The organism is Nocardia vinacea, from assembly GCF_035920345.1.
Classification (GTDB): domain Bacteria; phylum Actinomycetota; class Actinomycetes; order Mycobacteriales; family Mycobacteriaceae; genus Nocardia; species Nocardia vinacea_A.
Genome location: NZ_CP109149.1, coordinates 2,075,099 through 2,092,459 on the forward strand (window position 1 = coordinate 2,075,099; position 17,361 = coordinate 2,092,459).

A 17,361-nucleotide genomic window follows, 5' to 3' on the forward strand; every position below is an offset into this window, starting at 1 on the left:
ACGAACGCCTGGGTCCACATCAGGCCCTTCATCACTACCCCGCATCTCACCAGCTCTCTCCCGCTATTGACTTGACGCCCATCCAGTGCTATCCATAGCCGAACCCGATAGTTTGGGCAGTCGTCTAGCATCCTGGTCGAACCCGAACAACTTCGGAACCGAATCAGAGGGCGCTCCGAATTGTCATGGACATCAAGCAGTTGACCGCCTTCGTAACGGTCGCCGAGTTGGGCAGTGTGACCAGGGCGGCCGACTCGTTGCATTCGACCCAGTCCTCGGTCACCCGGCAGATCCAGGCCCTGGAGCAGGAACTCGGCGTCATGCTGTTCGAGCGGAACCGCTACGGCATGACGCCGACCATCGCCGGGCGGGTGATGGCCGAGCGTAGCCGAGCCGCCCTGCTCGAACTCGGCCGCGCACGGGCGGAAATAACGCCGATGCCGACCGCCACCGGCACAGTAACCGTGGGACTGCTCGAGAGCATCGCCGAGACGATCGGCCTACCACTGGCCACCACCGTTCTGCACGAATATCCCGGGCTGGACCTGCGTGTGGTCGTCGGCGATTCCGGCCACCTTCAGCGCAGGATGGACGCGGGCGAGCTGGACGTCTGCCTCACCGCGGAGCGCCCTGGCATCACGGCACTGTCGCCGACCCCGTTGGCGACCGAGCAGTTGTGGGCGATCGCCCCGGCGGATGCGCTATTGCGTGCCGATGCGCCGGTCGCGCTGCGCGACGTCGCCGAACACCCGATGGTGCTGCCGCCCGTCGGCAGCGCGTTGCGAGATTTGCTCGACAGCATGGATGTGCGTTTCCGGGTTATGGTCACCGCTTCGCTGCGGATACAGAAGCAGTTGGTTGCCGGAGGGCGGGGGTGGGCAGTCCTGCCACCGATCGCTTTCGCGGAAGAGCTTGTGGCGCACTCGATCAGCGCTGCGCCACTGCACGGTCCGCAACTGCGGCGCCGGATCGTCCTGACCATCGCCCCAACCGCTCCTTGCACCCCGGCGGCGGAAGATGTGGCCCGGCTACTTGCGCGGCTGGTGCGCTCCGAGATCCGCGACGGCCGCTGGCCGTCGGCCCGGCTGATCGGCTATCGCGGGGACGACAGCCGGCTCTGCCGTTGACTGGCGCCGGTATGCGCCGACCTCGGCCGAACCACCGCGGAAACCGAAAACCGACGCCCGGCAACTTCATTCGTGATCACGGAATGGTGCGGCCAGCATCGATCAGGAAACGGCGGTTGGTGGCGAGAAGCTCGAACGGATCGGCCTCCGTGATGTCGATCTCGGTGATGTGCCAACAGCCATCGGGGGCCGCACTTATGGCAGCGAGCACGTCGACGACCCCGGCACCGATCGAAACCTGAGGCTTGGGCCGCATCGGGTCGTCCAGCCCACCTGGGCCGTCCTTCAGATGCAAGGCTGCCACTCGCGCACCGAGCCGGGCCAGAATCTCGACGGGGTCCTGCCTGGCCGATACCGCCCAATAGACGTCGACCTCGGCCACGACAATGGGGTCGAGCAATTCCCACAACACGTCGAAACCGAGTTCACCGCCACCCAATTCGGCCCATTCGAATTGATGGTTGTGATAGCCGAGCCGGATACCACGATCAGCGAGCAGGTGCGCGACCCCGTTCATGCGCCCTGCGAACCTCTCCAGTGCCTCCCGGTTCCCGAACACCGCACCGCCGAATCCCTCGACAAGCAGCGGAATCGCCACGATGACGGTGTCCGTCTCCAGGATGCGGCACACTTCGGCAACGGCATCCTGGCTGCCCGCGGGAATGGCTGCGTGCACGGTGCTCACGGCGAGCCCGGCAGCGTCGAGGTCCGCCCGCAAGACGCGGGCGTTGGCGAGCAGTTGCTCGGTCGGCGTATTCCAGAAGCCGAGCGCAAATGGCTCGACGTACCGGTAACCGATCTGCGCCAGCCGGGCAAGGGTTCCGGAACGATCGACCGCGAGCGCATCGCGGACGCTGTAGAGCTGCACACTGAGCGTGCCGGACATGGCGGTACTCCTTACTTATCGTGGCCCTCTGCGCCGACCGCGTATCAACTTGCCCGACAACGACTTAGACTCCCCTGAACACCAACGCGGGCGGCGAACAGCGGATGGCCCGGATGTGGCCGCGGCCGGCTCACGGTCCGCCGAGTAGCGAATCGGCGACGTGCTGGAGGGCTGGCATCTATTCAGCAGCAGCCCCTTCCAGGCTACGATCAGGCAGCCGGGGCCGCTGACAGTCGGGGAAGAACCCGTTTACTCACCGCTTGATCGGGGGCGGCGCATATGCCGTGGCCGACGCTCGGAGTGGTGGTATCGGCGTAGATCACGGCGTGGATGGTGGCGGCGCGCCTCGAAGGCCGCTATGTACTCGCGGTGAGCGGCGCGGTTCCGGCGCGCAGGTGCGCCGCTCGAGGCTCCTCGGATCGCGGGCCGATCATGCTAGCGACGCTGTAATAGTAGGAAGATCGACCGCGGTGCGGATGCCGGGCGGGGCTGCGCAGACGAATGGAATCGCGTTGACCGGCCGATTGGCGGTATAGGCCGGTGAGATCTCGTTCATCTGCGTCAGCGGGAACGGAAAGCGCATATCGATGTCCAACGGCGCGTCACCGTCGACCCGCACGCGCCACCCGGTAGGGCGAAGATCCCAGGCGGCGTCGATGTCCGTGGTGCAGTACCAGTTGGCGCGAAACTGCAGCAGCACCGTCCCCTTGTGTCGCCCGGAAATCGTGATTCGTTGCGCTGCAACCGTTCCCGCCTCCAGTGTGCCCGCGACGATCTCCGTCCCACGGCGGGCGAGTGCGACCTCGGCGATGGCGTCGACGGTATCCAACGGCCTGCCGATGGCATCGGCGACCAGCTGCAGCGACGGGCCGAAGGCGTGCCGCAGATTATCCGCCCGCCGGGTGTCGAACTGCGCGGGCGGACGGCCGAACCCCATGATCTCGAATGGGATCGCCGGTGAATCCCGTTGCGACATATCGGCGTATTCCTCGATCGTGAGGCCACGCAATTCTCGCTGAATCGAGGACAGCACAAGCGGAACCGCTTCGGTGATGAAGCCGGGACTGCTTCCGGTGCTGTGGATCGAGGTGTTCCCGGCCCGGCAGGCGGACTCGACGCGCGCGCGGACGGCCGGATCCATACTCGCAGGACGGTGGAATTCGCCGCAGGTGGTGACGATATTGGCCCCCGATTCCAGCAACCGGCACACGGCATCGATATCACAGCGCAGCGGCATGTAGAGCACACAATCGGCGCCGAGGGCGAGGATCTGATCGAGACTGCCGGTAGCCGTGACACCGATGGCGCCCAGCCCACACAACTCCCCCGCGTCGCGCCCGACCTTGTCAGCCGAGTAGGCGTAGACACCGGCCAGGGCTAGGTTCGGATGCTCGATCACCGCCCGCAGAGCCCGTGCTCCGACATCGCCGGTAGCCCATTGGACCACCCGATAGGAAGAAGTGGTGGGCGAGTCGACGACAGTGTGGGACAACGAAACCGATTTCATGCCTGCCTCGTTCGGTCGGTCTTCCTCGACGAGCTGGGGCGGCGGGTTCCGCATGAAGCAGCGTGGTTCGCGTGCACCCGACGAGAATGACAATCTCATATTTTGGTAATAGTATTACCACAGGTCAGCAACTAGGCGGCCGAATTTCCGCGTCGCCGAGGCTCGACGGGTTCAGGTCACGGCCGACTCCGATCAAAGCCCCAGCGCTACCAGCTCTCATGCGCAGCCTCGTATCCCGATGTCAGCCAGTACACCGCGCGGTCGACGGCGGGCACGATCGCGGTTACATCGATCTCGCCGCACGCAAAGCGCCCCAGGAGGCCGTAGACCAGGCTCGACAGGATCGTCTCGAGATCTCGCACGAAATCGGCGTCGACGTCGGCCAGCACCGCCATGGCGGCGGGAACGACGGCGTCGAATCCACGCCGGATCAACTTCTCGCCACCGGGCGTGGAGCGGGCCCGGAAATAGGCGGCAAGCAGGGCGGGGTGACGCTCCCACGGTTCGAATATGCTGCGCAACACCCGCATCAGACCGACGTAGAGGCTCTCGTCGGCACCGGAGACTTGCGCGTCCAGTCCGGCGTACCGGTTCTCCGCCATCCACAAGTCCAGCGCCGCCAGGATCAGTTCATCGCGGGTGCCATACAGCTTGTAGATCTTGGTCAGCGATACCCGGGCCCGCCGCGCGACCTCGCGCAACAGCAACGCTTCGTAGCCCTCGGTCTCGAGCAGTTCCACGACCGCCCGCCGGATCCGGTCGCTCGCCTGCTCCGGCACCTCGCCCGACTCCACACCCGCCGCCCTCGCGATCAAATCCGATTCCTTCCCGCACGCCGAAGAGCGTGCTACTCTCCAATTCTGGTAATTAGATTACCGCAGTACAGTGCATACTTTTGCGCTTCATGATAACCGTGTTCTCGCCCGACTCGGCCGGGGCGGCACGGATCCGCTCGGCATTGAAGTGAGGATCAAATGGGTTCGTTAGATGGCAAAGTCGCCTTCATCACCGGTGTAGCGCGTGGGCAGGGCCGAAGCCACGCCGTGCGATTGGCTACCGAAGGTGCCGACATCATCGGTGTGGACATCTGTGCCGACATCCCCTCCAACCCGTACCCTTTGGCCACGCGCGAGGAGCTCGACGAGACCGTCGCACTCGTGGAGGCCAAGGGCCGCCGCATGCTCGGCTCGGTCGCCGACGTACGTGACTTTCATCAGATACGCGCCGCCTTGGACTCCGGTGTCGCCGAATTGGGCCGCCTCGACATCGTTTGCGCCAACGCCGGGATCGCCCCGACATCGTTCGACGAGGTTCCGATCGAGACCGAGCTCGAAATGTGGAACGCCGTGATCGGAGTCAATCTCTCCGGTGTTTTCCATGTGACCCGCGCCGCGATCCCGCACCTGATCGCCGGCCAGCGCGGGGGCGTCATCACCTTGACCAGTTCCACCGCCGGTCTGGTCGGCCTCGGCGGCATGGAGGGTGGTGGCCTCGGCTACGCGGCAGCCAAGTCCGGCCTCGTCGGCATCATGCGAGTGCTGGCGAATGTTCTTGCACCGCATAGCATTCGGGTCAACACCGTGCACCCGACCGCGGTCAACACCATGATGGCCATCAATCCGGCGATGATGGAGTGGGTGCAGAACCATCCCGAATCCGGGGGTCCGCACCTGATGAACCCCATGCCGGTCGCGATGCTCGAACCCGAGGACATCAGCGCGGCGATCGCCTTCCTGGCCTCCGACGAGGCCAAGTACATCACCGGTGTGGCACTGCCCGTCGACGCCGGCTTCTGCAACAAGTTGTGAGCAGGGCCGAGATGACCGAAAATACGCAACGTATCGGACGCGTAGCCGGCAAGCGAGTGCTCATCACCGGCGCTGCCCGCGGTATGGGTCGCAGCCATGCGGTCCGGCTGGCAGAAGAGGGCGCCGACCTGATCCTGATAGATGTCTGCGGACCGCTGCCGGAGATCGAGTACCCACTGTCCACGCCAGCGGATCTGGCGGAGACGGCTCGCCTGGTCGATAAGCACAACCGTCGCGCGATCACCAAAACGGTAGACATCCGGGACGCTGCGGCACTGGCGGCTGCCGTCGCCGACGGCGTGGCACAGCTGGGCGGCCTCGACGCCGTCGTGGCCAATGCCGGTGTACTGACCGCGGGCACTTGGGATACGACGACACCCGAGCAGTGGCGGACCGTGGTGGATGTCAACCTCATCGGTACGTGGAACACCTGCGCTGCAGCGCTTCCGCATCTCGTCGAGCGCGGCGGCAGCATCGTCAACATCAGCTCGGCGGCCGCTCTCAAGGGCACGCCGCTGCACATCCCCTACACCGCCTCGAAGCTCGGCGTTGTGGGAATGAGCAAGGCACTCGCCAATGAACTTGCGGCACAGAGTGTTCGCGTCAATACGGTGCATCCGACTGGAGTCCCGACCGGAATGATCCCGGAGTCACTGTTCAAGCTGCTCACCGAAGCGCGGCCGGACCTGGCGCCGCTGTTCGGCAACGCACTCCCGGTCCCGATGGTCGAGGCCCTCGACATCAGTAATGCCGTGCTGTACCTGGTCTCTGACGAGGCGCGCTACGTCACCGGCATGGAGTTCAAGGTCGACGCCGGCGTCACCCTCAAGTAGCACTCCGCTCCCGCACGCGAGACCCGATCGCCGCAGCGACCGGAGCACGACACAGAAGGCACACAATTCATGACAACAAACACGGTGGGTACCCCGGACCTGGCCCGCTCGGAACGCGGCAAGCGCGAGTTCGCCGAGGTGATGACGTTCCCGGCCCCGGACGATTCGAGCCCGACCATCGCCAATGGCCTGGTCGACTTCGTGTTCGCCGAGATCTGGACCCGACCCGGCCTGACCCGGCGGGAACGGCGCTTCATCACGCTGTCCTGCGTCGCCGACGCCGACGCCGAGCAGCCGATCCTCGACCACGTCTACGCGGCGCTGAACAGCGGTGACATCACCATCACCGAAATGCGCGAGGCGGTCCTACATTTCGCGGTATACGCCGGCTGGCCCAAGGCCTCCCGATTCAACATGATCGTCGATCAGCAGTGGGAACGCATCAATCGCGAACGCGGGCAGGAGGTTCCGCCGCAGGAACCGCTGCTGCCGCTGGTCACTCCCAGCGCCCCAGAAGCCCGGCTGGCCCGCGGCGAACAATCCTTCATGGACGTCAACTGCCTGCCCTACTTTCCCGACCGCAACAACCCGTACCAGGGCGCGGGAATTCTCAACTTCGTCTTCGGCGAGATGTGGCTGCGGCCGGGGCTGGGGATGAAGGAGCGGCGCCTGATCACGGTCGCTTGTGTGGCATTCCAGGACGCGCCGTACCCGATCATGTCACACGTGTATGCCGCGCTGAAGAGCAAGGATCTGTCCTTCGCTGAAATGGACGAATTCGCATTGCATTTCGCCGCCTATTCCGGTTGGCCGAAGGCGTCCCAGCTCAACCAAATGATCGCCGAGCAGAAGCCGCGGGTGCTGGAGGAATGGCACGCCGAAGATGGAAAGACACCGTAGGAGCACTCATGTCTACGACAATGGAAACTCTGCAACCGCCCGAACCTCCATTGCGGGGTGGATTGGTCATCGGCGGTGACCGGCTCGAACGGACCTCCGGCGGCAGCCAGGAGCACATCTACCCCGCCACCGGACGGCCCAACGCGACGCTCCATCTGGCAGGCCCCGCGGAGATGGACCAGGCGGTCGATTCCGGGCGGGAGGCGCACCGGGAATGGATGTCGTTCACCGCCGACCGCCGCCGAGATCTGCTCATCGATCTGGCGGACGCGGTCGGGCAGGGCATGGCCGACTTCTCGCGGCTCAACGTGCAGGATTACGCGGTACCGGTGTCGCTGGCCATCAATACCGTGCTGCTCGAACGTTTCCTGCGCCACTTCGCCGGATATGTCGACAAACCGCACGGCCTCAGCACACCGGTGGCCGGCTCCCTCGACCTCAACTTGATCGAGCGCGAACCCTACGGTGTGGTCGGTGTAATCGCGCCGTGGAACGGCGCCATGGTCGTGGCCGCGTCGTGCGTAGCGCCGGCGCTGGCCGCGGGCAATGCCGTGGTGTTGAAGCCGTCGGTGCTGGCGCCCTTCGCCGCACTGCGTTTCGGAGAGCTGTGCACGGAGGTCGGGCTGCCGACCGGGCTGGTCAACGTGGTGCCCGCGCGGGCCGAGGGCGGTGACGCCCTCGTGCGGCACCCCGGCATTCGCAAGATCCATTTCACCGGTGGCGGCGACACCGCGCGCAAGGTCCTGGCGAGTGCGGCGGTCAATCTGACGCCAGTGGTGGCCGAATTGGGCGGCAAGTCGGCCAACCTTGTCTTCGAGGACGCGAACCTGGATGCGGCGGCGCAGCTGGCGGCGTACCAGGGTCCGATCGTGCAGTCGGGGCAAAGTTGTGCCTGCGCGAGCCGCATCCTGGTGCACGAGTCCGTCTACGACGGCTTCCTCGAGAAGTTCGTCGCAGTTGTCGAGGCCGCGAAGATCGGCGATCCGTTCGATCCGACCGTCACGTTCGGACCCGTGATCAGTGCGGGGGACGCCGAACGAATCCTCGGTGTGATCGACCAAGCGGTTACCGACAAGTCCGGAGAGCTGATCACGGGCGGCAAACGCATCGGCGGCGATCTGGCCGAGGGCTACTACATCCAGCCCACGGTATTCGGCAACGTCGACAACTCCTCGGCGCTGGCGCAAGTCGAGACCTTCGGGCCGGTCGTGTCGGTGATCAAGTTCGCCGACGAGGCGGAAGCGATCCGGATCGCCAATGATTCTCCGTACGGGTTGAACGCGTTCGTCCAGACCACCAACCTGACCCGGGCACACCGGGTGGCGCGGCAACTGGAGGCGGGTTCGGTCTGGATCAACCAGATCAGCGACATCTCGCCACAGGGACCTTACGGCGGCTACAAGCAGAGCGGCTATGGCCGCACCGGCGGCCTCGATGGCCTGTACGAATTCCTACAGGTCAAAAACATCCGGATCGGGATGACCTGAGACATCGACCACGACATCAGCGGGCGTACCGACGATGCGGGCCCGGTGACCGAAACGGCCGCTGGACCCGCGCCTCGCCCGTCGATATGCCCGGAGTCGAGCCGCATCCAGACGTTTGACAAATCCGTAGCTACGAGTACGTTCGATTCCGAACTATCTAGTTCGTTACATTTCGGTTCGATGGCTGATCGCCCGAACGGAACGCGGTGATCGTCCCCCAATGCGGTCGGAGCATCGAAGACAAGCAGCGCCCGGAATGGCCGAAACTTCCACCGAGCATGCGCCGCGGCGGACACCACTGCCGAGTAAGGAGTCGACATGACTGACCAAACCGTTCTGATCACCGGTTCTACCGATGGTCTCGGGCGGCATCTGGCCGCACGTTTGGCGCGGACCGGAGCGCGGATCCTCGTGCACGGACGCGACAAGGAGCGGGCGGAGCAGGTACGCGAGGAGATCCTGGCGGTCGGCGGGCGGGAACCGGAGATCCTGCTCGCGGATCTGGCCTCGCTACGACAAGTGGACCAGTTGGCCGAGCAGGTTCGGCGGCGGACCGACCGCCTCGACGTACTGATCAACAACGCCGGCGTAGGATTCGGCGCACCGGATGCGCCTCGACAGATCAGCGTCGACGGCGTCGAATTGCGCTTCGCGGTCAATTATCTGGCGGTATATCGCCTCACTCGGCAGCTGCGGCCGTTGCTCATCGCCTCGGCGCCGTCGCGAGTGGTCAATGTCGCCTCGATCGGGCAGCAGGCACTCGACCTCGCCGACCTCAATTTCGAACATGACTACGACGGGGGTGCGGCCTATCGGCGTGCCAAGCTCGCCGAGATAATGTTCACCTTCGATTTGGCCGAGGAACTTCGCTCGTCCCGCGTTACGGTCACGGCCGTGCATCCGGCCACCTACATGGACACGTCGATGGTGGCCGAGTTCGGCGGATCACCGCTGAGCACCGTCGAAGAGGGCGGCGACGCCGTGATGCACCTGGTCGACGACGAAGTTCCCACCGGCACATACTTCAACGGCAAAGCCGAATCCCGTGCCGACGACCAGGCCTACGATCCCGCTGTCCGTGCAGCGCTGCGCCAGCGCACAGACGAGCTGATCGCCGCCGCCATCGGTTAGGTTAGTACTGCAACTGCACTCGTGTGGTTCATGCCTGGCAGACCTGTCGAGTGGTGTTGGATCATACTGTGGCCGAGCTGGATTCGTTGATGTCCAGGATCGGGGACAGGTCACCCGCGCTGAGCCGCGGGGCGGGCGGGTGAGTATGTGTCAGGGCTGGTCGCGCGCCGGTGTCTCGTCGGTACCGTCTGCGGTAGCGGACGCACCGAAGGTGTTGTGGGCGTTGGATTTCCAGTTCGACTCCACTGTCGATGGCAAGGCGATCAAGATCGTGTCGATGGTCGATGAGCACACGCGTGAGTCGCTGCTGCACCTGGCTGAACGTTCGATCATCGCTGAGCGGCTGATCGTCGAACTCGAGAAAGTGTTCACCACCCTCGGCGGGCCACCGAAAGTGTTGCGCATGGACAACGGACCGGAGATGGTTTCTCGAGCCCTGCAACAGTTCTGCGGCAACCGGGTCGGGTCGGCCTACGTTTTGCCCGGCACACCCTGAAACAACGGTTACATCGAATCGTTCAACTCCCGGCTACGCAAGGAATGCCTCAACCGCAACCACTGGACCAGCCTGCCCGAGGCCCGCGTGGTGATCGGCGACTTCAAACACAACCGCGGCGATGCTTCGGAGGGCACGGTGGTCATAGTCAACCTCGTGGTCGGCGCCGTTCGCGGCGCGTGGACGACAGTGTTCGGGTTTGCCCATCGGCGGTGAGCGGTCCGGGCTCGGGATTTGTTTGGACGCAACGCCCGGGGCCGCTCAGGGTCTCAGCCCGCCGGCTGCCGGCCGGTTGAACTGCCGCATCAACAGCGCCAGGACGAATGCGCGGTGTATGCAGCAGCTTCGGATCCATGATCGGCTCCGAGGCGACTCGCTCCCTGCCGTAGAAGAGCATCAGCAGCGCGACTCCGCCGATCAGCCAGAGCAGCGACGTTGTGGAGGTCCCTCCCCATGAGCCGCCCTGACTGAGGTCGATCAGCACACGCCGACTCGAGCGCCGAGCGGCATCGCACCGACGATATCGCTGCTGTTCTTCACCCGCAGCTTGGTCTCCGGCACGCACAGCGCGAACGGGATGATCGTTACCACGCTCCACACGAAAGCGACCGCCAGCTGTAGTGATCGGTGAGCACTCCGCCCGCGACGGGGCCCAGCACCACGCCGATTCCGGTGCCACCACCGGCTAGGGCGATCGCCGCTAGCGCGGACTGCTGTGCTCCTCAGAATTCTCATCCAAAGGGGTAACATCATGTATACCCTTTACTCGGCTCGGCCGTAGGCGCTTCCGCGCGCACGATGAACAAAGGATTTCTTTCATGCCACTTTCTCCGACCGTCGAGCACCTGCGAACCTCGGGGCTCGCATTTCCGCTGGCCGTGGACACGCCGCCCGAGTTCTCCTGGCGGACCGCGGGCGCGGATCCCGACACTCGAATCGAGTCGGGGACAATCGCACTCACCCGCGCTGCAGAGCCGCGTGAGCCGGTCTGGATAAGGAATTGGACACCGCCAGCAATCCCGGCCGTGCTCTATGACGGTCCACCGCTGGAGCCCCGCACCCGATATTTCTGGCGTGTTGGCATACAGCTCAGCGGTCGCGATGAAAAGGTGTGGAGCGAGCCTGCCTTCTTCGAGACCGGCATCGGAAACGACCTTCCGCGACTGGCACGATGGATCGGCCTCGAGGTCACAGAACCGCCGAATCAACCGACGCGGGTCCAATATCTGCGTAAACGCTTCTCCGTGCCCGGCTCGGTCATACGAGCTCGCGCCTACGCGACCGCGCTGGGCTGGTACGGACTTTCTGTCAACGACGCGGACGTGACCGGGAACAGCATCGCTCCCCGGTTTGCGGCGTTCGACCGTCGCGTCGAGTACCGCGCCTACGACATCACCGACGCGGTCACCGTCGGCGAGAACTCTGTCGAATTACGCCTGGCTGAAGGACGCTACCGCGGCCGCAACAGCGCCGAGGGAACCCGCGCCGTCTACGGTAATCAACTGGCCTCAATGGCGCTGCTGGAAATCGAATGCGCCAACGGCACGATCGTGACGGTGGGCACCGATGCAGACTGGCGCGGCAGTGACGGGCCCCTGGTGACGGCCGATCCGCAGGAGGGGACGCGCATCGATGCCCGTGTGACCATGGGAGAAGCCGCGCATCCCACATCCGAATCCGGCCGTCAGCTGATCGTCCTCACCCCGCAGGTCAGCGTCGTGGCCGCCGTCAGCGAACCGGTGCGTTTGCTGGAGGAACGACCGCCGCTCAGCATCACAGAGCTCGACGGCCGCATCGTCGTAGATTTCGGGCAGAACCTCGTCGGCGTCACTCGGCTCGTCGTATCCGGCGACCGCGGCCAGGAGATCACCGTCACGCATAGTGAAGTCCTGAATCCGGACGGGCATCTGGACATCGACTACCTCGACATGAGCGGCGGCATGCTCCCACGCATCGACCCGATCGACCACTACACTCTCGGCGGCGCTCCCGAGGAAGTGTTCGAGCCCCGCTTCACCCTGCACGGCTTCCGGTACGCCGAACTCGACGGCGTGACGGTCGACCAGATCCACCACATCACGGCGCTCGTCATCGGCGCCGACCTCGACTACTACAGCGAATTCCACAGTTCCCACGCCGGGTTGGAGCGCCTGCACGAGAACATCCGGTGGAGCATGCGCGGAAACTTCACCGACGCCCCGACCGACGACCCCACCCGCGAGCGCTCGGGATGGACCGGCGACGCGCAGGTTTTCGCCCCCGCCGCGGTCCTGCTCGCCGACGTACGGCTGTTCTTGGAAGACTGGCTGCGCGACGTCGCCCTCCAACAGGACCCCGATGGCGCCGTCCTCGATCGCATCCCCCGTGACACACTCATCAGGCCCGAGGCCGAAAGCTTGTATCCAGGCAAGGGTGCGGCCGGCTGGGGGGATGCGATCATTCTGATCCCCTGGACGCTTTACCAGCACTACGGGCGCACCGCCGTCCTCGACGAGAACTGGGACGCCATGGTCGCCTGGGTCGAATTCTGCCGCCGCCGCGCGGCGAACAATCGTCACCCCGACCGCGCGGGCAGCGCCCTCGCTCACGAGATATTCATCATCGACACCGGTTTCCACTGGGGCGAATGGCTCGAGCCGGGGACTGAACCTGGCGGCGAAGGCCCCTCGGTGGAAACCTTTTTGAAAAACTCGAGCCACCCCGACGCCGAAGTGGCAACCGCCTACTTCGCCTACTCCGCGCACCTGCTCGCACAGATCGCTCGCATCCTCGGCAAGGACACCCATGCCAAAGCGCTAGAAGAACTCTGGCTCAATGTCCGCGACGCCTACCGTGCCGAATTCCTCGACAGCGCGGGACTACCATGCGTTATCTCCCAGGCCAAACTCGTCCGCCCGCTGATGTTCGACCTTCTGCCGACCGATGCCCGAGACCACGCGGCCCGCCGCCTCGCCGAACTGATCCGGGCCAACGGCAGCAGACTCGCTACCGGCTTCCTGTCGACCGGCTTGCTCCTGACCTGCCTGTCAGACTCGGGCCACGACGAGATCGCGGTGGATCTGCTCCTTCAGGAGGAGCATCCATCCTGGCTCGGCCAGCTCAAGACCGGGGCGACGACCATGCTCGAAACCTGGCAGGGCAGGCACAACGGGAAGGCCAACGGCTCGCAGAACCACTACGCACTCGGCGCCGTCGCGCGCTGGATGTACGAGCACCTCGCCGGACTGCGACGCATTGCCCCTGGCTGGACCGACGTACACATCCGCCCCGTGCTCGACGCACGCCTCGATCACGTCGCCGCATCCACCATGACTCCGTTCGGACGCCTCGGCAGCGCGTGGCGGCGCCAGGGCGAGGGCTGGATCATCACGGTCCACGTGCCCGCCGGCATCCGGGCGAGGCTCGCGGACCGCGAGCTCACCCCGGGCGTCTCGACGTGGATGCAGTCGGCGACCGGGACGGTGACGCCTATGAATGAGTAGCCTGGCGCGATGCAGACCCCCGCCGACCCGCGCAAGTATTGGGATATTTTTCGTGACCAGCAGCGGGCCGAGGTCGCTGAGGCCACCATTGCGCTGGTCGCGGAGACGGACGCTCCGGTCACGATCGCCGAGATCGCGGACCGGGCAGGCATGAGCAGGCGCACCTTCTATAAGCATTTCCCGACTCTGGGCGCCGCCATGGTGCACACCCATAGTGTCGTCGTCGGTCGGCTTCGCGCACACGCCGAGCGTGGGCAGTCCGACCACATCAACGGCTTGGACCGCCTGATCGCGGGCTGCCGATCACTCTTCGACGCCAGTAAGGAGCATCCAGAACTCATTCGCTTTCTCAGCTACTTCGACTTCGCTTTCCGCCGCCATGGACTCACCCCCGAGCAACGTGCCGAATTCAGCAAGTTGTATACCGGCGAACTGCTACTGCCGATGGATCTTCTGCACGAAGGTCGGCGCGACGGATCGATCCAGGCGGATATTGATGCCCGGACTACTGCCATCGCGCTCGGCAACGCCACGATAGGCATTCTGCAACGCCTCCAGATCATGGACGAGTACACCAATGGCCGCGACGAAGCCGCGCAACGCCTATTCGACCTCGAGCTCGAAGCGTGGCGGACCTACCTGAGACGCGAAGCAGGCCGATAGCACCGAACGTGCTGCGCGCCGCTCAGGTAGCTGCGCGGGATGCGAGGGCCGTCGAGAGGATCGGCGCGGTCGACATCGTGGGCTCAAATCTCATAGGCGCCAGCTGGATCGGGTCCGGTATTGATCCACCTCTTGCCGGCGGTGACCGCATCCGCGCGGTTTCGCCGACGCCGAACGGCACGGCCACTCGTCCGTGTTGCGCTGACAACACCGCGAATTTGTCGCGAAACTCTCGGCTGTCGGTGCTCCGGTACTCATCACCGGAGACGAGGAAAGTCAGCCCGCCAGCTGTCAACGAAGCGCAGCTGGCGAATTAGGTCCCTTCGCGCGTAGCTCCACCGACAGACCTCCGACGTCCGTGCGCGACGAGGGTGCGATCATCGATCCGGCAGCAGCACGTCAGCGAGCTCGGCAAGCAGTTCCTTCGCCCGGCGAGCCGCGACCGGATCGCCCAGTGCGGCAACCAAGGCATCGTCTATGCGCGGCGCGGTTCGTCGTGCGATGGCCTTGAACAGGACATCGGTTGGATAGACGAGGGTGCGCCGCCGGTCGGCCGGGTCGATGTCGGTGGCCAAGAGCGCATCGTCGACCAGCCGCGCGACACAGTCGGATACATGGCCCTGAGAGAAGGCGACCCGCTCGGTAATCTCGCCGACCGAACTGCCCGGATTGTCGATCACATCGGCGAGTACGGCAATCTCCCCCTCCGGGGGAAGTTCGTCAGCGGATTCGAGACCGGCCTGGCGCGCGAGCTCGATCAGATATCTACCCAGCCGGTGCAGCCGTCTCCCGTCCATTGGACAAGCATACGACATCATGTATCCATTGGTGCCGATACATTATCATGAATGTATCGGTGCCGATACTATTTCGGAATCGCATCCACACCTCGGGCATCCGCATTACGGTGTTCCGATAACAGCGTTACCAAAGTAGGTAGCGAGCATTACTGTAGGTAGGTGCACATGGGCGATGTGACTCACGTTCGTTCGGCTGGGCGGATCCGGCACTGGTGGCGCATCGCCGTCGTGGTGCTGTCGGTGTCGGCAAGTCTGTCCTGGCAGCCGGCGTGGGCGGAACCACCGGCAAGCGTGGTGACCGCGGACCCATCCGATCAACTGCGCATCAAGGCCGACGTCAGCGAGTTACCGGTACCGCCTACGGCACCGTCCACCGACGCGGGCTCGTGCACAGAGGCGGTCAACCCGCACAACACCGGCTGCGTCAGCCCTGCCTGGGGCGCGCTGGGCGCGGCGGGTACGTACTACCCCTCGAGTGATTACGCGCTGGTGGGCGCGGTCCTCGCCGGCGCACCGGCGTCGGGGCCCGCCAGCAGTTTCAACGGCCCGCAGGTGCTGCTGGTACACACCGACCGCAACACGTTCCCCAACGGCGATGGCTGGAAGTGCCTGACCTGCGGTGTGTCGTACCCGGCGAGTTGGAGCGACAACAACAATTTCACGTATGCGCTCAACAGTTTCCATGACGGTAAACGGGCCCTGGCAGGCTCGGCCATCATCGACTGCGGCCAGTACCGGTTCGCCGACGAGGAATGCACACCGGCGCAACTGCACGCCTATCCGCTGTACTGGGACGATGGCTCCGGTAAACCCGGCACGCTGCGAGAACCACGCCTGAATCCGGACGACAAGCACATCGGATTCAGCTACATACCGCCGTCGAAGGAAGTCCTCGCAGAGTATGCCTTCGCGGGCACACTGAGATTCGATCAGGCGAACAGCCGCTACGACATCGACAACGTGCGGACCATGTACAACCCGGATCCCGAGTTCCAGCCGTACACGGTCGACGGCAACCAGCTGAAGTTCAACATGGCCGGGATGATCGGCGAGTTCCGCGGCTGGAGCGCCGACGGCACGTCCGCTCTCGGCATCCAGAGCTACGAGTCCGGCGGCATCGACCTGTGGGCAACCGACAACGCCACCGGAAAGTCGCGGCCACTCACCCGGCACGCGATGTACACCGACCCGAACTCCGCCTCGCCCGACGGGAGATACCTGCTGTCGGAGCAGGTGATCGGTTCCGGCAGGCTGGACTTCATCTCCGGTCTGCGGGGTATTCCGCCGATCACCGACCAGATGCCGACCACCGCACACATCTCCGGCATACGCAATAACGGGCAACGCCGGTTCTTTTTGCCGTATCTGGTCGACGCCGACTCCGGACGCGGCGAGCAGATCGACACCCCGGGCGAACCGAATTGGAACGCCGCCGCGGACCCCGCCTGGCTGGCCGACAGTACCGCAGCGATATGGGCGGAGAACCTTGTGACAACACCGGCTTGCGGTGGCAGCAACCCGCTGCCCTGCCCGAGGTCCGACGAGCCGGGCGGCCGCCACAGCCGGGTGATGATCGCCCGTTTCGATGGCCTCCGGCCGACCCCACCGCTGACCGTGGCGCCGATGCCGGAGGTGGCGTGGGGTCTGCCGTACCACCCCGGCGACACACTGCCCGCATTCCCACACCTGCCGGGCGGGACCTACGCGCTCGAGGGTGCGAAGGGCGGCCGGGCGAACGTGGTGATCACCGAGGACTCGTCGAAGGCACTGATCTCGAAGATCGAAGTCACCTACACCGATTTCCAGAACGACCCCGACGCCACGATCAACGGCACCGAGAGCGTGGAACGCGCGTCCGACGCCCAGATCTCCGCGATCACCTGGCACGAAAATCTGAAGGTGACCGGCAAACATCAGGGAACCAAGGTCACCAGTGAGCCTGGTGGATTCACCCTGTCACCGGCAGTGCTGGAAAACAACTTCCAAGCCACGGGCACCATGACAACCACCATCGATGGGACGACCTACACGCAGCCGGCCAACGGGGCCTAGCCGAAGTCCGACCGCATCGCCCGAAGGCGATATCGACCCGGGCGAATTAGAGCCGACGATTGCGATTCGCAATCGTCGATTAGTTGTGCAATTCGAAAAGCGTCACACGATCTGCGCTATGAGACTCCGTGACAAAAGCTTCGCTGAGGCCTTGCCGCCGTCGGCAAATATCCTTACGGTGTCGTTGTA

At 64.7% G+C, this 17,361-nt stretch carries 15 protein-coding genes; 11 read left to right on the forward strand and 4 right to left on the reverse strand.

All coding sequences use genetic code 11. The annotated features are described in order from the left end of the window. Window positions 1-185 precede the first annotated feature (185 nt). Window positions 186-1,127 (forward strand): LysR family transcriptional regulator, encoded by a 942-nt coding sequence (locus tag OIE68_RS09885; RefSeq protein ID WP_327099074.1) that lies wholly within the window; start codon window positions 186-188, stop codon window positions 1,125-1,127. Between the two features lie 76 nt (window positions 1,128-1,203). Here the strand turns inward: OIE68_RS09885 and OIE68_RS09890 are convergent, their stop codons facing one another. The 3 genes from OIE68_RS09890 to OIE68_RS09900 all read right to left on the reverse strand — a co-directional run bounded on the left by OIE68_RS09890 (window position 1,204) and on the right by OIE68_RS09900 (window position 4,335). Next, on the reverse strand, window positions 1,204-2,013 hold the full coding sequence (locus OIE68_RS09890) for a sugar phosphate isomerase/epimerase (protein WP_327099075.1): 810 nt from the start codon (window positions 2,011-2,013) through the stop codon (window positions 1,204-1,206). A gap of 430 nt (window positions 2,014-2,443) precedes the next feature. Then, entirely contained in the window at window positions 2,444-3,520 is a 1,077-nt protein-coding gene (locus OIE68_RS09895) for a dihydrodipicolinate reductase (protein WP_327099076.1), read from the reverse strand. Window positions 3,521-3,726: 206 nt separating this feature from the next. After that, window positions 3,727-4,335, reverse strand: coding sequence for a TetR family transcriptional regulator (locus OIE68_RS09900; RefSeq protein ID WP_327099077.1), 609 nt, complete (start codon window positions 4,333-4,335; stop codon window positions 3,727-3,729). A 159-nt stretch (window positions 4,336-4,494) separates the two neighbouring features. Between OIE68_RS09900 and OIE68_RS09905 the strand changes: the two genes are divergently transcribed. From OIE68_RS09905 to OIE68_RS09940, 9 genes are all read left to right on the forward strand, one after another. Further along, window positions 4,495-5,328, forward strand: coding sequence for a mycofactocin-coupled SDR family oxidoreductase (locus OIE68_RS09905; RefSeq protein WP_327099078.1), 834 nt, complete (start codon window positions 4,495-4,497; stop codon window positions 5,326-5,328). An 11-nt stretch (window positions 5,329-5,339) separates the two neighbouring features. After that, on the forward strand, window positions 5,340-6,161 hold the full coding sequence (locus OIE68_RS09910; protein WP_327099079.1) for a mycofactocin-coupled SDR family oxidoreductase: 822 nt from the start codon (window positions 5,340-5,342) through the stop codon (window positions 6,159-6,161). 69 nt (window positions 6,162-6,230) lie between these two features. Continuing rightward, window positions 6,231-7,061: a carboxymuconolactone decarboxylase family protein gene (locus tag OIE68_RS09915; RefSeq protein ID WP_327099080.1), complete on the forward strand. Its 831-nt coding sequence runs from the start codon at window positions 6,231-6,233 to the stop codon at window positions 7,059-7,061. A gap of 8 nt (window positions 7,062-7,069) precedes the next feature. Further along, complete coding sequence (locus OIE68_RS09920; RefSeq protein ID WP_327099081.1) at window positions 7,070-8,548, forward strand: aldehyde dehydrogenase family protein; 1,479 nt, start codon at window positions 7,070-7,072, stop codon at window positions 8,546-8,548. Window positions 8,549-8,866: 318 nt separating this feature from the next. Beyond that, window positions 8,867-9,679 carry an SDR family NAD(P)-dependent oxidoreductase gene (locus tag OIE68_RS09925; protein WP_327099082.1) on the forward strand — a complete coding sequence of 271 codons (813 nt, stop codon included), beginning with the start codon at window positions 8,867-8,869 and terminating at the stop codon, window positions 9,677-9,679. A gap of 145 nt (window positions 9,680-9,824) precedes the next feature. Further along, window positions 9,825-10,175 (forward strand): transposase family protein, encoded by a 351-nt coding sequence (locus OIE68_RS09930; RefSeq protein WP_327101627.1) that lies wholly within the window; start codon window positions 9,825-9,827, stop codon window positions 10,173-10,175. Window positions 10,176-10,187: 12 nt separating this feature from the next. Beyond that, window positions 10,188-10,391, forward strand: a complete 204-nt coding sequence (locus OIE68_RS47045; protein ID WP_397084737.1) for an integrase core domain-containing protein — start codon at window positions 10,188-10,190, stop codon at window positions 10,389-10,391. Between the two features lie 602 nt (window positions 10,392-10,993). Next, window positions 10,994-13,657, forward strand: a complete 2,664-nt coding sequence (locus OIE68_RS09935; RefSeq protein WP_327099083.1) for a family 78 glycoside hydrolase catalytic domain — start codon at window positions 10,994-10,996, stop codon at window positions 13,655-13,657. 9 nt (window positions 13,658-13,666) lie between these two features. After that, on the forward strand, window positions 13,667-14,320 hold the full coding sequence (locus OIE68_RS09940) for a TetR/AcrR family transcriptional regulator (RefSeq protein WP_327099084.1): 654 nt from the start codon (window positions 13,667-13,669) through the stop codon (window positions 14,318-14,320). A gap of 377 nt (window positions 14,321-14,697) precedes the next feature. Here the strand turns inward: OIE68_RS09940 and OIE68_RS09945 are convergent, their stop codons facing one another. Next, window positions 14,698-15,117 carry a winged helix DNA-binding protein gene (locus OIE68_RS09945; protein ID WP_327099085.1) on the reverse strand — a complete coding sequence of 140 codons (420 nt, stop codon included), beginning with the start codon at window positions 15,115-15,117 and terminating at the stop codon, window positions 14,698-14,700. Between the two features lie 168 nt (window positions 15,118-15,285). Here OIE68_RS09945 and OIE68_RS09950 point away from each other — a divergent pair, with 168 nt between their 5' ends. Next, window positions 15,286-17,172: a hypothetical protein gene (locus tag OIE68_RS09950; protein WP_327099086.1), complete on the forward strand. Its 1,887-nt coding sequence runs from the start codon at window positions 15,286-15,288 to the stop codon at window positions 17,170-17,172. Window positions 17,173-17,361 lie beyond the last annotated feature (189 nt).

Coding starts and splice junctions, on each gene's coding strand:
- OIE68_RS09885 (WP_327099074.1), top strand. CDS start 186: ATGGACATCAAGCAGTTGACCGCCTTCGTAACGGTCGCCGAGTTGGGC.
- OIE68_RS09890 (WP_327099075.1), bottom strand. CDS start 2,013: ATGTCCGGCACGCTCAGTGTGCAGCTCTACAGCGTCCGCGATGCGCTC.
- OIE68_RS09895 (WP_327099076.1), bottom strand. CDS start 3,520: ATGAAATCGGTTTCGTTGTCCCACACTGTCGTCGACTCGCCCACCACT.
- OIE68_RS09905 (WP_327099078.1), top strand. CDS start 4,495: ATGGGTTCGTTAGATGGCAAAGTCGCCTTCATCACCGGTGTAGCGCGT.
- OIE68_RS09910 (WP_327099079.1), top strand. CDS start 5,340: ATGACCGAAAATACGCAACGTATCGGACGCGTAGCCGGCAAGCGAGTG.
- OIE68_RS09915 (WP_327099080.1), top strand. CDS start 6,231: ATGACAACAAACACGGTGGGTACCCCGGACCTGGCCCGCTCGGAACGC.
- OIE68_RS09920 (WP_327099081.1), top strand. CDS start 7,070: ATGTCTACGACAATGGAAACTCTGCAACCGCCCGAACCTCCATTGCGG.
- OIE68_RS09925 (WP_327099082.1), top strand. CDS start 8,867: ATGACTGACCAAACCGTTCTGATCACCGGTTCTACCGATGGTCTCGGG.
- OIE68_RS09930 (WP_327101627.1), top strand. CDS start 9,825: ATGTGTCAGGGCTGGTCGCGCGCCGGTGTCTCGTCGGTACCGTCTGCG.
- OIE68_RS09935 (WP_327099083.1), top strand. CDS start 10,994: ATGCCACTTTCTCCGACCGTCGAGCACCTGCGAACCTCGGGGCTCGCA.
- OIE68_RS09940 (WP_327099084.1), top strand. CDS start 13,667: ATGCAGACCCCCGCCGACCCGCGCAAGTATTGGGATATTTTTCGTGAC.
- OIE68_RS09945 (WP_327099085.1), bottom strand. CDS start 15,117: ATGGACGGGAGACGGCTGCACCGGCTGGGTAGATATCTGATCGAGCTC.
- OIE68_RS09950 (WP_327099086.1), top strand. CDS start 15,286: ATGGGCGATGTGACTCACGTTCGTTCGGCTGGGCGGATCCGGCACTGG.